A 15,660-nucleotide genomic window follows, 5' to 3' on the forward strand; every position below is an offset into this window, starting at 1 on the left:
TGCTCAAATGCACCGTTATTTTTCAATAATGATTTCTTGAGCAGCCAACACCTGATCTCCTAATGACACGGTCCATAGCCCCGTACTTGTTTTGCTGTTTCCACGTGGTATATGAGCGACATTCGATAATTGTCCCTTTTCGCCTTTTTTCAACAGCAATTCTATCGGCGTCTTCAATTCGGCCTCCACTCCCGGCAACAATGCGTAGACCCCTTTTTTCGCAACGGTGACCCGTTTATAATCGGAGAAGACTTTGGCCGACAATTCCTGATGGGTATTCCAATCGTTTCCATCGTTCAACGTAACGACGACGATGTTTTTTCCGTCCTTTTCAAAGTATGTCACTAATGTTCTTCCTGCTGCTTTCGTAAATCCGGTCTTGCCGGCGATCGCAGTTGGTTCATAATGGAGCAGACGATGTTTATTGCGCCAGCTATACGTCTGTTCATCTCCTTCGTACACATAATTTTTGGCGGAGGCGATTTCACGGAACTTTTCATTTTCCATCGCATAGGACATCATGAGCGCGGTTTCGTACGCGGTGGAAAGATGCTTTTCATCATGCAGCCCCGATGGGTTCGTAAAATAAGTATTTTCCAAGCCATACACAATCGCTTTCTCATTCATCAGATCGACGAAACCTTCCATCGACCCTCCGGCGTGTTCCGACAGAGCGTAAGCTGCATCATTTCCCGAGCGAAGCATCAAGCCATATAGCAGCGCTTCCGAATCGACGGACATGCCTTGCTTTAAATAGATGGACGATCCTTCTGCAGATGCTGCTTGCGGGGAAATCAGGATATCTTCGTCCGTCGCTCCACTTTCCAGAAATGTGAAGGCCGTCCAAATTTTCGTCAGACTGGCAATCGGCAGCCTGACATTTTCGTTATGTCCTTCCAATAACCGCCCCGTATCCGCATCAATAACCGCCCATGCTTGACCGTCCGCTGAAACTTCCTTCACTCCAGTGCTCCACAACATCGATAAAAACAGGACGACTACCATCATCCGTTTCAAAGATCGTCTCCTCCTTCGTCGTTTTCCATTGCAAACGCTTCTTGGAATTTTGTCATGAACAGGTCTGTTTCACCCGCTTCGTCTTCTTCCTCCTGTAGGAGTGGTGGTAATCTTTCGAGTGACTCCAATCCGAAACGATCCAAAAACAAATCCGTTGTGCCGTATAGAATCGCTCGTCCACTCCCTTCGGAACGTCCTTTTTCCATGATCAACCCTTTGGCAATGAGCGTGCTGATCGGTCCTTCCGATTTGACCCCTCGCAAATCATCGATTTCCACTCGCGTCACGGGTTGCTTATACGCAATTATCGCCAACACTTCAAGGGATGCTTGTGTCATGGATTTCGGAGTCGGATTTTCCAGAAGGCGTTTCAAATCATCCGCAAATTCCGCTTTGGTCACAAGACGGTACGTCCCGCCAAGCAGCTTTAACGTGATTCCGCTATCGTTCCGCTCGTCATAACTTGTCCGCAATCGTTCGATTGCCGCTAAGACATGCTCTTCTTGACACTCTGTTAGGATGGTCAATTGTTCGACAGACAATCCTTCATCTCCGGCAATAAATAAAAAACTTTCCATCATTCCGGCTAAACGGGCATCGTTCTCCATTTCAATCCTCCTCACGTTTGAATGATACGGTCAAGTCATCAAAATTGTGATGCTGTTCAACGATGATTTCCCGACGTTTCATTAATTCGAGCAACGATAGAAAGGTAACGACCAGTTCCGGCGTATCCCCTTTCTCAAAAAGGGAATAGAAATCACATTTTCCGCCGCCTCTTTCAAGTGTTGCCAAAATTTCGTCCATCTTTTCACCGACAGATATTTCGATTTTCGAAATGTGAGCGGTTAACGGCGCTTTCAACCGTTTCCGGTCCAACATTTTTTGAAATGCCCCGATCAAATCAAAAACATTCAAAGGCTCTTCTGAATGACTAGGTACGACTTCCCCAAATTCCGACAGATCGGCAGGCGATTTGGTAAAATGAACAGATCGTTCCGCTGCACTCTCTTTCAAACTGGTTGCCGCTTCTTTATATTTTCGATATTCAATCAATCTCGCAACAAGCTCATCACGCGGATCTTCTTCCATATCGTAATCCAGCTCATCATCGAACACTTCTCCTTCATGGACCGGGAGAAGCATCTTGCTCTTGATTTCCAGCAATGTTGCTGCCAAAACAAGGTATTCACTCAATTCATCTAGCTGTAGCACACGCATCGTTTGAAGGTGTTCTATGTACTGTGCCGTCAGTTCAGCCATCGGGATATCGTATATATCAATTTCAAGTCGGTTGATTAAATGCAATAATAGATCGAGTGGTCCTTCAAAAACTTCTAGTTTCACTTGATATGACATATTTCGACACCTACCTCAATTTCTTGCTAATGAATTACGCCTTGGCGTAATTGCGTCCAGATTTTGAATCGAGCTTGCTCGATTCAAAATCTGTGACATCCGCCGGAGGCTTGGGCCAACAGGATGCTGGTAATGCAGGCGTTGCCAATCGAACAGCGAAGGGTTCGATTTGCCTTGTTTCTGCGTTCTTTGCAGAAATTAAGGCACTTTCAGGAAGTGGCGAACTCAGCCTACGTTCCCCTTGTCCAGCGGGTATTTGAACACTCTCTAAACAGTAAACAATACTGCATTTAAATCGCCACGATGAAGATGAGACTCTTCTGCTGGCAAAAATGAAAGGACTGATGACATGCATCCGTACCAACATCCATTATTCGTAAATTTTATGGTTTATTTCAATCAGAATCAAGACTATTTCGAGTGCCATGAAGTATTGGAAGAGTATTGGAAGTCTTTGCCGAATGGCAATAAAGAACACCCTTTGACCGCTTATATCCTTTTGGCAACAGGCATGTACCACTGGCGCAGAGGCAATACGACCGGCGCTTTCCGTACGATTCGCAAAGCGTTGAACAAGTTTCAACTAACCGGTCAGCAATCGTCACTCTATGCACAAGAAATCGATCTGGTCCAGCTACTAAAGAATACCCAGAACGTTGTGGATCGATTGGAACAAGGCCTTCCTTTTGAACCTTTTTCAATCATCGTCGAATCTCCCCAACTCGCAAGGCTTATCGATGAAGCATCACAAACAATGGAGCTTCTTCCATTTGGAAGCGATGCAATCATTCATAAACATATGCTACGAGACCGCAGTGATATTCTTCTTGAGCGTCATAATAGCGTGGAGAAAAGAAAGAAATTGAACGAAGAAAAGAAGAAGGGCAGACGTCGTTAATCTGCTCCTTCTTCTGTTTCCTTACATTTCTGTATGAATGACTCCGTCTCTTCGGTACCTAAACATTCCTTGCCCGGAAAAAGCGCCTGCAATTTCTTCACCATTTCCTTCCCGATTCCTTCACTACGGAAAGAAGGATTGACGGAAAGATGCTGTAATGTATAATCGTCTTCACCCATTTCGACTCCGACTAAGCCGATGAAATCATCTTCTTTTTTCAACAGATAGAGCTGCCAGCGATCGTCTGTTTCATACTGCTGGATCAGTTCCTGCAATTTCTTCACAGTCTTCTCACCAGGCATATACGAAAGCAGCCCCATCGCAATCTTTTCATTCGCTTTTTTATAACGTACAAGCATCATTTGAATCCCTTCTTTTCTGAAAATCCTTTGTCAATCTATATCGATCGACTGCGATTTCTCAATGATCAATTACGCCTCGGCGTAATTGCGTCCGGATTTTGAATTGCGAATCGAACAGCAAAGGGTTCGATTCGCCGTATTTCTGCGTCCTTTGCAGAAATTAAGGCACTTAGATAGCCACAATTAAGTCCTTTCAAAATCCGTGACGTCCGCCGGAGGTTTAACTTGAATCAGCAGGGAGTTGAACTCCCTCAGATTGAAAGGCATTTTCGGCATTCATCCCGCTATTTATAGAGGTGGGGGATTTCTGCTGAGTCAAGTTAAGCGGTGTCCATTCACCTTGGATCAATTAACGGTTGAACAAAGTACCAGTATACCGCTCCCCACATGATTGCCGCAACTCCGATAATCAGGAAGAGGAGAACGTTGCGTTTCTTCTTCATATTTTCTCCAACTGTTCGACCGATTGTAAAGGTATATCGAGCCGGACAACATCTTCATACGTCTCCCTACGGACGACAAGCTGATGATGGCCGTTTTCACAGAATACAACAGCCGGTTTTGGAAGCCGATTATAATTGCTCGCCATCGAATAGCCGTAGGCACCTGTACAGAACATAGCAATGATGTCACCTTCAGCAGGTTCTACAAGATGGGCTTCTTCGATAAGTTTATCTCCCGATTCACAGCATTTTCCGGCAATCGTCACTTGTTTTTCATGCGACTCATCCATCCGGTTCGCCGTGACAGCCGTATATTTCGCACCGTATAACGCAGGGCGTATATTATCCGACATTCCACCATCAACTGCAATATATGTACGGACGCCTGGCACTTCTTTCATGCTACCAACCGTGTAAAGCGATGTGCCTGCATCTCCTACGAGTGATCGGCCTGGCTCAATCCAAATTTCAGGCAACGGATAATTGTGAGTACGTGTCAACGAGAGGACTACTTCAGCCATTTCTTCAACGTACGCAGAAGGATTCAATGGCTGATCCTCTTCGGTATAGCGGATCCCGAAGCCTCCACCTAAATTCAGCACTTCACAAACGAATTCATAGTCATCCCGCCACACGATCATTTTCTCCATCAAAGCCTCAGCAGCAAGGCGGAACGCATCCGTCTCGAAAATCTGGGATCCAATATGGCAATGCATGCCTAACAACTTGATATACGGATGATCATGGAGTTGACGGAATGCTTTATCTGTCTGACCATTTTTTAGATCAAAACCGAATTTCGAATCTTCCTGTCCTGTCGTAATGTAATCATGCGTGGACGCTTCCACTCCAGGTGTCACCCGGATGAGCACATTCATTTTTTCTTGACGGGATTCTGCAATTTCCTTCACTAATGCGATTTCTGAGAAATTGTCGATGACAATGCAACCGATTTTTTCATCGAACGCATATTGTAACTCCGTAAAGCTTTTATTATTGCCGTGAAAATGGATCCGTTCCCGTGGAAAGCCTGCGACAACCGCGGTATGCAATTCCCCACCGGAAACGACATCCAAAGAAAGACCTTCCTGGTTGGCAATCTCATAAATGGCGATTGATGAAAAAGCTTTACTCGCATAGGCGACCTGAGCACGAACCCCGACATTGTTGAACGTTTCTTTAAAAGCTTGCGCCCGTTCACGGAACAAGGCAATATCATAGACGACAAGCGGCGTTCCATACGTATGGGCAAGATCCACCGTATCGACTCCGCCAATCGTTAGATGGCCTTTTCCATTAACTGTTTGAGTTCCGTATAAATGCATAATGCCTACCCCTTCCGAACTTAGATACAGTAAACTTTATCATAACAGCGTAGGGTAGGGCAATATAAACAAAAGCGGAGGGCGCCTGTTTAGATGCGACAGGCACAAGACGAGCCTGCGAAGCGGCGTCCTTTGTCGCACAGCAGGATTGCTATCTAGGAGCGCAGTCTAAGTTCGCCGCGTCCTGAAATTGCCTTAATTTCTGCAAAGGACGCAGAAATTAAGGCAAATCAAACCCTTCGTCGTTTGATTGGCAACGACTGCCTAACTCACATCCTTTGAGCCTCCGAGCGTCTGACGCCCGGAGGCTAGACGGAATCTATGATACACGATCTCGGTTTGGCGAATCCGTAATATAGGGCCGTGGGACATCCATAGTCATCGGGAACCTGATAAGAACGCGCACCATCGCACGTGGGAAAAACGGGACAAGCGGCCATAAATAAGGCACACGCATCGGATGCAGCGTACACAAATAGTAAAAAAGAACAGCGATTGATAAGAAAAAACCTGCCGCACCAAACAACGCTGTTGCCAACAGTATACAAATCCTAAAAATCTTTGTCGTCAGACTTAGTTCATAAGAGGGAATCGCAAATGTGAAAATAGCACTGACCGCAACATATAGGACAACTTCCGGGGTGAATAGGCCTACGTCAATGGCTACCTGTCCGATGACAATAGCTGCAACGAGCCCCATGGCGGTCGACATCGGGGTCGGCGTATGGATGGCGGCCATCCGAAGTACTTCGATTCCGATATCCGCGAAGAGAAGTTGAACAAACAACGGAATTTCCCCTATATCTTTCGGCCCGATATAACTTAGAAAGTCGGGTAAATACTGTTGTTTCGTTGCCACCAAATACCAGAATGGCAAAATTGTAAGGCTCAATATCCAGCCTGTCAAACGAATAAGCCGAACAACCGTTCCGATCAGTGGCGCTTGTCGATATTCTTCAGCATGTTGCAAATGATGAAACATTGTTGCCGGTACGAGAATGACGGATGGCGACGTATCCACAATGATGGCGATATGCCCTTCCAACAAGTGCGCTGCACAAATATCCGGACGCTCCGTGAAGCGGACAAACGGCATCGGATGAAAACGCTGCTTGAATAAAAACTCTTCCAGCGATTTATCTGTCATCGTCAATCCATCATGTTCGATTTCATCGAGCCGCTTTCGGATATAGTCGAGATTCCCTTCATTCGCAGCGCCTTGCATATAAGTGATGGCGATATCCGTTTTCCCGTTCAACGTCACTTTGTGCATTTCAAATCGCAAGTCTTCAGTACGGAGTCGCCTTCTGATAAGCGCTGTATTTTGAATTAGGTTTTCCGTAAAGCCATCTCTTGGACCCCTGACCACTTTTTCATTGTCCGGTTCATCGGGTTGCCTGCCGGGATAATTCCGGATATCGATCGTGAAGGCATATCCTTCCGGTGTGACAAAAGCAGCTTGTCCGCTTAAAATGGCCGTCAACAATTCATCAGCATCTTGAATATCGGAGACCGCATGATAAGGAAAAAAGGAGAGGAACTGATCTGCTCCGTCCCCTTCTTCTTCCGGCCTTGTTGTATTCGCTTGCATTTCTGTTAATAATGTCGTAATGGTTGCACCGTCTACCAGTCCATTAATATAGAGCAGTAAGACAGGCATCCCCCAAAGATGTACGGATCTCACAGTGGCATCGAATGTTTTGTCTTTTCCAAAACGACTATAAAACCACTCTTCTGCTTCTTCCATTGAATGGAATAATTGTTTCATTTTCTAATCCGTCCTCACTTTTACAATACTTTCCTCCGCATTAGCCCCCATCCATGATTTCAATTGGGCTAATATTTTCTTTTCGAGACGGGACACTTGAACTTGTGAGATGCCAATGCGCTCCGCGATGTCACTTTGTGTGCAGTCCAAATAATACCGCATGTAAATGATGGTCTGATCCCTTTTATTTAACTTCGAAATGACATCACGTAGCGGTATATGATCAAATACTCTTTCAGAACGGTCATCCCGCAACTGATCCATGAGTGTCAAACTGTCCCCTTCACTCTCATACAATTGTTCATGAAGCGAAGCCGGATCACGCAATGCATCAGATGCCAAAATAATATCGTCGACCGGAACATCCAATGCTGCCGCCACTTCCGAAACTGATGGAGACTTGCCATGTTTCTTAATATAATCATCCGTGGCATGACGTATTTTGAAACTGAGTTCTCGAATCGACCGGCTCACTTTCACCATCCCATCGTCCCTGAGAAAACGTTGGATTTCGCCAACAATCATCGGAACGGCATAGGTCGAAAATTTAACGTCATAGGTCAGATCGAATTTATCGATCGACTTCATCAGCCCGATACAACCGATTTGGAATAAGTCTTCAGGATCGGCACCACGGGAAGCAAACCGTTGAACAATGGACCAGACGAGGCGCGTATTCCCTTCCACCATCATTCGACGCGCCTCCTTGTTGCCTTCTTGCGAGAACTGAATCAGTTCCCTCATTTTCTCCTGAGTCAACAAAGTGGCTTGTACTTCAACAGACGCGTCCATAAGTCACCCCATTCTGCTTGCTTCCGTTACGGGAGAAAATGTTTTCTCGAACTTGACGACTGTTCCATTCCCTAGTACGGAGTCGACAGTCAAACTGTCGGCAAAGCTTTCCATGATCGTAAAACCCATCCCAGAACGCTCCATGAATGGACGCGTCGTGAACATCGGCTCCATCGCCTGTTCAACGTCAAAAATACCAGCACCTTCATCGCTGATCGTCATGACGACTTTATTGTCCTCAATGACTGCGTGCAATGTCACGATACTTTTCCCATCACATTCATACCCGTGAATAATGGCGTTCGTGACCGCCTCTGATACAATCGTTTTGAATTCTGAAATCTCTTCAATCGTTGGATCGAGAGGCGTGATGAAACAAGTCATCGCCATCCTTGCCAAAGCTTCATTTTCTTCAATTGCGACGAATGATAATGTCATTTCATTGTTCATGTAAAACCCCTCCGATTTCCCCGATCGCCATGTCGACCGTACAATGTCTGATATTGGGTCCCAGACCGGAAAAATTGAATATTTTCTCCATCGTAGTCGATGGATTTAAAATAAGTGTTTCTCCGCCAGTTGGCGCTAAGTCGCGCATTCTTCCTAAAATTAGTCCAATCCCGGCACTATCCATGAACCCAAGCCCTTCCAAGTTCCAAATTACCGCACGAACTTGCCCAGTGAAGATGGAAGCAGAAATTTGCGCCCGGATGCGATTTGCCTTATGATTGTCCAATTCTCCGCGCAACGTCGCAACTAAAATACCATTGTCTAATATTTCGATGTCAGCCATGCTGAACCCCCTCCTTCTAGCGGAATATTCCACATCAGAAGGGACGAACCCTCTCTCCTGACAGAACTAGTCATCGAGCGTGCAAACTTCTTAATTTTCGACAATGCCCTTTACTGTTGAAAGTATGTACATCTTGTAAACGATTTACACATTTAGGATAAAAAATAGAAAATGAAACGAGAAGGGATTAAAGTTAGAATTTGGAGTATGAGCGATTACATAGGTAGGGGGAGTTATGAGCATTTGGATGAAGGTTTGAACGAGGACTACATATGTTTGAGCAATTGCGCGGAAGTTTGAGCGTGAATAGCATAGGTATGAGCTCCCGCGCGAAAGTTGGAGCCCCAACAACATCACTATGAGCACTTAAAATACACCTGATTAACTCCGATCAAAAAAGCTCCCCCATTCCCTGTGTGATTCAGGTGAATGGGGGAGCTTTTTTTCAACCAGTGATCATCTCGCCGATCAGTTGTGGACTGCTAACCGGATCGTTGGAGATGGTAATATGTTTTTGTATAAGTGAGATGGAACGTTCGACGTCTTGCGTATTTGAATGGATGATGGCAAGCGGCTCGCCTTGCTGTATGGTATCCCCAATTTTTTTAGTTAGCACGATGCCAACCGCCAAATCGATTTCATCATCTTTTGTCGCTCTGCCGGCACCGAGAAGCATCGCTGCCACTCCGATATCATCCGCTTCCATTTTTGCAATGTAGCCTGAAGTTGGAGCCGGCACTTCGATCTGATAAGTTGCAGTTGGCAACAATGAAGTATCCTGTATGATTTTTCCGTTCCCGCCTTGTGCTTCAATCAGTTTGCCGAACAGCTCCAGGGCAGACCCATCTGCAATGACCGATTCGAGCATTGTCCGGGCCTCTTCGAGGGAATTTGCTTTGCCACCGGCTACGATCATTTTGCTCCCTAGGACGAGACAAAGTTCCGTCAGGTCAGAGGGTCCTTGGCCTTTCAATGTCTCGATCGCTTCTTTTACCTCCAAGGCGTTGCCGATTGTGTACCCGAGTGGTTGGCTCATATCCGAGATGATCGCCATCGTATTTCTGCCGACTTGCTTGCCGATTGCAACCATCGATTCTGCAAGCGCTCTCGCTTCTTCCACTGTTTTCATGAAAGCACCGTCGCCCGTTTTCACGTCGAGAACGATGGCATCCGCTCCTGCGGCAATTTTCTTGCTCATAATGGAGCTTGCGATTAGCGGGATGCTGTCGACTGTAGCTGTCACGTCGCGCAGTGCATACAGATTTTTATCTGCAGGTGTCAAGTTCCCGCTTTGACCGATCACCGCCAGTTTAAGATCATTCACTTGTTTCACAAACTGCGCTTCGGACAACTCGATATGAAATCCATCGATCGCTTCAAGCTTATCGAGCGTCCCACCTGTATGACCAAGGCCTCGGCCACTCATTTTTGCAACGGGCACCCCGCAAGCCGCTACCAAAGGCGCCAAGATTAAAGTCGTCGTATCGCCCACGCCACCAGTAGAGTGTTTATCCACTTTTATGCCTTTAATGCTGGAAAGGTCGATCTGATCTCCTGTTTCGACCATCGCCATCGTCAACGAGGCTTGTTCTTCTGCATCCATTCCCTGGAAGTAAATGGCCATGAGAAATGCACTGGCTTGATAATCGGGAATGGATCCGTCGGTATAGCCGTTCACAAAAAAAGTGATTTCTTCGTTCGTAAGCTTTTCACCATTGCGTTTTTTCTCGATTACATCAACCATTCTAAACACTGTCATCACACCTTTTCTTTTAATAAAGGTAAGAAACTCTCACCGAATTCCGGCAATGGCACGTTGAAGTTATCAGCGATCGTCGCACCGACATCCGAGAAGGTTTCTCGCAGCGGAATCTCGCCGCCTTTTTTCAATAATGGCGAATAGACGAGAAGCGGAACATATTCTCTCGTATGATCTGTTCCCGCATGGACAGGGTCGTTGCCATGGTCCGCCGTGATGATCAACAGATCCTCCTCACGCAGGGCATCTATAATCTCTGGCAAACGTCCGTCAAAATCTTGCAGCGCTTCTCCATAGCCAATCGGGTCTCTTCGATGGCCGTACAAGGCATCAAAATCCACGAGGTTCGTGAAACTAAGACCAGCGAAATCTTGATTCATCACGTTCAAGAGCTGGTCGACACCATCCATATTGCCTGTCGTCCGAACCGATTCCGTAATGCCCTCTCCGTTAAATATATCCGAAATCTTGCCGACCGCAATGACCTCTTTCCCCGCATCCTTCAGCTCATTCATAACTGTCCGTCCGAATGGCTTCAACGCATAATCATGACGGTTTGTCGTACGTTTAAAATTGCCCGGTTCCCCGACGAACGGACGTGCAATGATCCGACCGACCAAGTATTCCGGTGAAAGTGTCAATTCTCTGGCGATCTCACAAATACGATATTGCTCCTCCAGCGGAATAATATTTTCATGCGCAGCGATTTGCAATACAGGATCGGCAGATGTGTAGACGATCAGGGCACCTGTTTCCATATGCTCTTGCCCTAGCTCATCCAAAATGGCTGTGCCACTTGCCGGTTTGTTGCCAATTACTTTACGGCCAGTCCGTTCTTCAAGTTGAGCAATGAGTTCTGCTGGAAAGCCGTTCGGATAGACTTTAAACGGTTTATCAATATTAAGACCCATAATCTCCCAATGGCCTGTCATTGTATCTTTCCCAACAGACGCTTCCTGCATTTTTCCAAAGCAGGCAAGAGGCTCTTCTGCCACTTCGACACCTTGAATTTCCTCGATATTCGATAGCCCAAGTTTCCCCATATTCGGCATACGGAGACCTTTCATCGCTTCTCCGATATGTCCTAATGTATTTGCACCTTCGTCTCCGAATAGGTGGGCGTCCGGTGATTCACCGATACCGACCGAATCAAGTACAATCAGGTGGACACGCTTGAATAATTCTTTTCCCATATTGTTATTCCTCCTACCATGAATCCGTTTTCACTCCAAATTTGCTACGCTCTCGGGTGAAATTTAACATATACTTCTTTTAATCTAGAACGGCTGACATGCGTGTAGATTTGTGTCGTGGAAATATCAGCATGCCCAAGCATTTCTTGAACAGCCCGTAAATCTGCACCATTTTCAATCAGGTGGGTGGCAAATGAATGTCGCAATATATGCGGTGTCATTTGTTTTTGTATACCCGCTTCCAACGCATGCCCCTTTAATAATTTCCAACAACCTTGGCGAGTTAACCTGGAGCCGCGCATATTGACAAATAAAGCATCGGTATTTTTCTTTTTCGCGACAAAGACGGGGCGCGCTTCCTCGATATATGTTCGACAAGCGGCAATCGCTTTGCCACCAAGAGGGATGATCCGTTCTTTTCCCCCTTTCCCGAAAACACGGACGAATCCCATCGATAGGTGAATATCGTCCATATCCAGCCCGATCAGTTCACTGACACGCATCCCTGTACCATACAGGATTTCCAACAATGCATGATCTCTAACCCCTTGAGGCTTGGAACGATCTGGCCTATCAATTAATCTACCAACTTCGTCCATCGACAAAACACGCGGCAATTTCTGTTCGAGTTTAGGCAATTCCAAATGGACAGTCGGATCTTGCGCAGTCACTTTCTCACGCAGGAGAAACTGATGGAACGACCGAATTGAGGAAATATGCCGAGACACCGTCCGTGCCGATTTCCCGCTCTCTTGTAACCGGCGAAGATGATCCACAATCGCTATCCGATCCACTTCATCCATTGTTTTAAACTGATGCTCTTCCACAAAATCTAAATATTCTTCAAGGTCTCTCCGGTAAGAAACGAGTGTATTCCCTGATAATTGCCTTTCCACTTGTAGAAAATGCATATAATCTTCAAGAACAAAACGTGTACTCTTCATAAGCTGCAGGAAATGGTCACATTTTTTACGTAGAACAATTCCTTGCCTCCTTTCGAGCGCTTCGAGACATTCTCCAACGACAAAAGGGATAGCTTCACGCCATCCCTTTTTTCAATCCTCACGGTCTTCCGTGTCAGATTTACACCTTTTACAAATGCCATGAAACGTTAGCCAATGGTCTTTAATCGCAAACTCAAATCGATTCTCAACGATCTTTCCAACTTCGCCGAGAAGATCTTCCTTAATCTCATCTACTGTTCCACATTCAAGACAAATCAGATGATGATGGAAATGGGCAGCACCCTCTTGCCGAAGATCATACCTCGATACTCCGTCACCAAAGTTGATTTTTTCAACAATTTTAAGGTCTGTCAGCAATTCAAGTGTGCGATAAACGGTTGCAAGCCCGATTTCCGGTGCTTTCTCTTTAACTAGCAAAAACACATCTTCTGCACTTAGGTGGTCTTCCTCATGCTCAAGGAGGACCAAAACCGTCGCTTCACGCTGTGGTGTCAGCTTGTAGCTCGCACCATGCAATTGTTTTTTTATCCGATCGATTCGGCTCTCCATACGACGCCCCCCTCAAACTGATTCCATTATAGCAAATGGACTTTCCTTCTGACAACAGAAAGGAAACAGTTTGACACTTTACAAGAGCTTTCCCACTACGACATGAACTGAAAAATAATAATTTCACTCGCCAACACAGCAACGGATAATCCGATTAGCAGTGGTAACGGGCGCAAATTTCTACTTTTTCCGATTGTCGGACGTGTGAAAAAAGGAGGATGTAGAACCGCACAATAGACAAGAAAAAGCAAACAACCGATGAATTGGAATGGAAACCACCAAATCGAATACACCATCATCTTAGCGCCAGAACTAATCAGATAAGATGAAGACAAGCCAAAAAGGACACATTTCACCGCCCCTAGAAAAAGAACCATAAATCGGGTTTTCTCAAAGGCCGACAGCACAAACACGAACACAAAAAAGAATGCAGTCGTTCCAATCGATCTGCTATATCCGACATCATGACCTTGTACAACTCGACCATCATAAAACAAGATCACTTTTTCAATGACAGATGTAGGCATTTCCCGAAACAACAGGGCGCCCCCGATAAAACCGACCGCAAGAATGATAAATAAGTGGATAAATGATAGGGAACGGACCATAGGTTGCACCTCCGCATAGATTGTCCCGCTTTTATGGACAACAGCTTTCCCCCTACCAAAGGGGAGCCAAGAAATACGATTGTCCGTAAAAACGATAGGCTCAACGTATACGCGATTGATTAATCTAGAGTTGACGTTTCACCTTGTACAACATATGCCCGTCCATCCCATTTTAGGTCACTTGTTTAAAAGATTTTTCGCATAAAGGACCGCAAAAGCTGTTTTCGCATCAAATATTTTTCCAGAAGCGACCATGTCCTCCGCTTCCTCAATCGTCACCTCCAGCAAGCCGATAAATTCATCCTCATCACCATCGGCGGGATTTTCAACTTTATAGAGATCCTGTGCTACATACAGATGGATCACTTCATCCGCAAAACCGGGCGATGTTGCAAAAGACTGCACATAAGTGAATTCCTTTGCCCCATAACCTGTTTCTTCTTCAAGCTCCCGTACAGCCGTCACTTCCGGTGCCTCACCTGGATCGATTTTACCTGCCGGAATTTCAATGAGTGAACGTTCCAGCGCTTTTCTATACTGCTCGACAAGAACGAGTTTGCCCTCTTTCGTAATCGGGATAATAGAAACAGCCCCCGGATGCTTGATCAATTCACGTTTTGCTGTCTTGCCATCAGGTAACGCCACTTCTTCCACACGGAGCGTAATGATTTTCCCTTCGTAAATCGTCTCCCCTGCTAGTGTTTTCTCTTCAAACCGATTCATCCAATCAAACCTTTCTTATAGAATTTCTTATGAGGTCATTGTAACATAGAGAAAAGCGTAGGGCGCCGTCTAGCCCCGACAGGCATAAGTCAATCCAGCGGTGTGGCGGTCTTTGCCACATAGCTGGATTGCTTATGACCCGAGGGGCTGGCGCCCGGAGTCTAGACATAGGGGAAAGTGAGGGGTGTTCAAATGAAAAAAAGAGAATTAGGGAAAAGCGGATTATTCGTTTCTGAAATCGGGCTTGGTTGCATGTCTTTACCAAATGATTTGAGGGAGTCCCAATCCATCATTGACGCAGCGATCTACGCCGGCATCAATTTTTTTGACACCGCCGACTTATACGATGGTGGAAAAAATGAAGAAATCGTTGGACAGGCTTTGAAAGGCAGACGATCCGAAATCATTCTGGCGACAAAAGCCGGAAATAAATTGAATCCGAACGGTGACGGTTGGACTTGGGATGCTTCCAAGGCGCATATTATGGATGCAGTCAAAAAAAGCTTGTTGCGACTCAGAACGGATTATATCGATCTGTACCAGCTTCACGGCGGCACGATGGAAGACAATATAGACGAAACAATCGAGGCATTCGAAAGCTTGAAAAAGGAAGGCTTGATTCGTCAATACGGCATTTCATCGATCCGTCCGAACGTCATTAAACGATTTTTGGACAACAGTTCCGCCATTTCTGTAATGATGCAATACAGCTTACTGGACCGGAGACCGGAAGAATGGTTTCCGATGATTCAGGATGCAGGCGCATCTGTCATTACACGCGGAACCATTGCCAAAGGTTTTTTGACAATTGAAGGATTGGCAAGAGCCGAGAAAGCAAACGGTTTTGTTGAATATGATGCACAGGAATTGCTTCAAACTGTTCAAACACTAGGAGAACAAGCGGAAGATTTGCATGCTGCTGCGATGGCATTTGTCCTTGACCAAAAGACAGTCGCTTCTGCCCTCATCGGCGCCCGTACAATAGAGCAGTTGCTCGATTCAGTCATCGCCTATGAGAAAAAACTGCCACAACATGACATGAGCAACCTGAAAAGCGCCGTAGCCGCACATCAATATAAGGAGCATCGGCTATGATTGTGCGGAAG

General features: G+C 45.8%; 17 protein-coding genes. 2 read left to right on the top strand and 15 right to left on the bottom strand.

The annotated features are described in order from the left end of the window. Positions 1 to 15: 15 nt before the first annotated feature. The 3 genes from ACFPRA_RS05315 to ACFPRA_RS05325 are packed head-to-tail and all read right to left on the bottom strand — an operon-like array spanning position 16 to position 2,376. Positions 16 to 1,008, bottom strand: a complete 993-nt coding sequence (locus tag ACFPRA_RS05315) for a D-alanyl-D-alanine carboxypeptidase family protein (protein ID WP_381434739.1) — start codon at positions 1,006 to 1,008, stop codon at positions 16 to 18. Between the two features lie 5 nt (positions 1,009 to 1,013). After that, positions 1,014 to 1,625, bottom strand: coding sequence for an SMC-Scp complex subunit ScpB (scpB, locus tag ACFPRA_RS05320; protein WP_381431478.1), 612 nt, complete (start codon positions 1,623 to 1,625; stop codon positions 1,014 to 1,016). A 1-nt stretch (position 1,626) separates the two neighbouring features. Further along, a complete protein-coding gene (locus ACFPRA_RS05325) occupies positions 1,627 to 2,376 on the bottom strand; it encodes a segregation/condensation protein A (RefSeq protein WP_381431480.1) in 750 nt (249 codons plus the stop codon). A gap of 349 nt (positions 2,377 to 2,725) precedes the next feature. Here ACFPRA_RS05325 and ACFPRA_RS05330 point away from each other — a divergent pair, with 349 nt between their 5' ends. Beyond that, positions 2,726 to 3,274, top strand: a complete 549-nt coding sequence (locus tag ACFPRA_RS05330; RefSeq protein WP_381431482.1) for a DUF309 domain-containing protein — start codon at positions 2,726 to 2,728, stop codon at positions 3,272 to 3,274. Here the strand turns inward: ACFPRA_RS05330 and ACFPRA_RS05335 are convergent. The 12 genes from ACFPRA_RS05335 to ACFPRA_RS05390 form a co-directional block, all read right to left on the bottom strand. Continuing rightward, a complete protein-coding gene (locus ACFPRA_RS05335; protein ID WP_381434741.1) occupies positions 3,271 to 3,633 on the bottom strand; it encodes a GNAT family N-acetyltransferase in 363 nt (120 codons plus the stop codon). The two genes, ACFPRA_RS05330 and ACFPRA_RS05335, sit on opposite strands and share 4 nt — an antisense overlap. Before the next feature lie 442 nt (positions 3,634 to 4,075). Continuing rightward, positions 4,076 to 5,404, bottom strand: a complete 1,329-nt coding sequence (gene lysA, locus ACFPRA_RS05340; RefSeq protein WP_381431484.1) for a diaminopimelate decarboxylase — start codon at positions 5,402 to 5,404, stop codon at positions 4,076 to 4,078. Between the two features lie 319 nt (positions 5,405 to 5,723). Further along, entirely contained in the window at positions 5,724 to 7,172 is a 1,449-nt protein-coding gene (locus ACFPRA_RS05345; RefSeq protein ID WP_381431486.1) for a spore germination protein, read from the bottom strand. A 3-nt stretch (positions 7,173 to 7,175) separates the two neighbouring features. Next, positions 7,176 to 7,964, bottom strand: a complete 789-nt coding sequence (locus tag ACFPRA_RS05350; protein WP_381431488.1) for a SigF/SigG family RNA polymerase sporulation sigma factor — start codon at positions 7,962 to 7,964, stop codon at positions 7,176 to 7,178. Positions 7,965 to 7,967: 3 nt separating this feature from the next. After that, positions 7,968 to 8,414: an anti-sigma F factor gene (spoIIAB, locus tag ACFPRA_RS05355; protein ID WP_381431490.1), complete on the bottom strand. Its 447-nt coding sequence runs from the start codon at positions 8,412 to 8,414 to the stop codon at positions 7,968 to 7,970. Further along, on the bottom strand, positions 8,404 to 8,757 hold the full coding sequence (locus ACFPRA_RS05360) for an anti-sigma factor antagonist (protein ID WP_381431492.1): 354 nt from the start codon (positions 8,755 to 8,757) through the stop codon (positions 8,404 to 8,406). The genes spoIIAB and ACFPRA_RS05360 overlap by 11 nt, the downstream gene beginning before the upstream one ends. Before the next feature lie 445 nt (positions 8,758 to 9,202). Beyond that, positions 9,203 to 10,501, bottom strand: coding sequence for a pyrimidine-nucleoside phosphorylase (locus tag ACFPRA_RS05365; RefSeq protein WP_381434744.1), 1,299 nt, complete (start codon positions 10,499 to 10,501; stop codon positions 9,203 to 9,205). Between the two features lie 14 nt (positions 10,502 to 10,515). Beyond that, positions 10,516 to 11,709, bottom strand: coding sequence for a phosphopentomutase (deoB, locus tag ACFPRA_RS05370; protein WP_381431494.1), 1,194 nt, complete (start codon positions 11,707 to 11,709; stop codon positions 10,516 to 10,518). A 44-nt stretch (positions 11,710 to 11,753) separates the two neighbouring features. Then, positions 11,754 to 12,653, bottom strand: a complete 900-nt coding sequence (gene xerD / locus ACFPRA_RS05375; RefSeq protein ID WP_381431496.1) for a site-specific tyrosine recombinase XerD — start codon at positions 12,651 to 12,653, stop codon at positions 11,754 to 11,756. Between the two features lie 111 nt (positions 12,654 to 12,764). Beyond that, entirely contained in the window at positions 12,765 to 13,223 is a 459-nt protein-coding gene (gene fur, locus ACFPRA_RS05380; RefSeq protein ID WP_381431498.1) for a ferric iron uptake transcriptional regulator, read from the bottom strand. Between the two features lie 95 nt (positions 13,224 to 13,318). Further along, positions 13,319 to 13,831 carry a hypothetical protein gene (locus tag ACFPRA_RS05385; protein WP_381431500.1) on the bottom strand — a complete coding sequence of 171 codons (513 nt, stop codon included), beginning with the start codon at positions 13,829 to 13,831 and terminating at the stop codon, positions 13,319 to 13,321. A 177-nt stretch (positions 13,832 to 14,008) separates the two neighbouring features. Then, positions 14,009 to 14,554 carry an NUDIX hydrolase gene (locus tag ACFPRA_RS05390; protein WP_381431502.1) on the bottom strand — a complete coding sequence of 182 codons (546 nt, stop codon included), beginning with the start codon at positions 14,552 to 14,554 and terminating at the stop codon, positions 14,009 to 14,011. A 192-nt stretch (positions 14,555 to 14,746) separates the two neighbouring features. On the opposite strand from ACFPRA_RS05390, the gene ACFPRA_RS05395 reads away from it, so the two are divergent. Beyond that, positions 14,747 to 15,649, top strand: a complete 903-nt coding sequence (locus ACFPRA_RS05395; RefSeq protein ID WP_381431504.1) for an aldo/keto reductase — start codon at positions 14,747 to 14,749, stop codon at positions 15,647 to 15,649. The last annotated feature ends 11 nt before the right edge of the window (positions 15,650 to 15,660 follow it).

Source organism: Sporosarcina soli (genome assembly GCF_042655805.1).
Classification (GTDB): domain Bacteria; phylum Bacillota; class Bacilli; order Bacillales_A; family Planococcaceae; genus Sporosarcina; species Sporosarcina soli.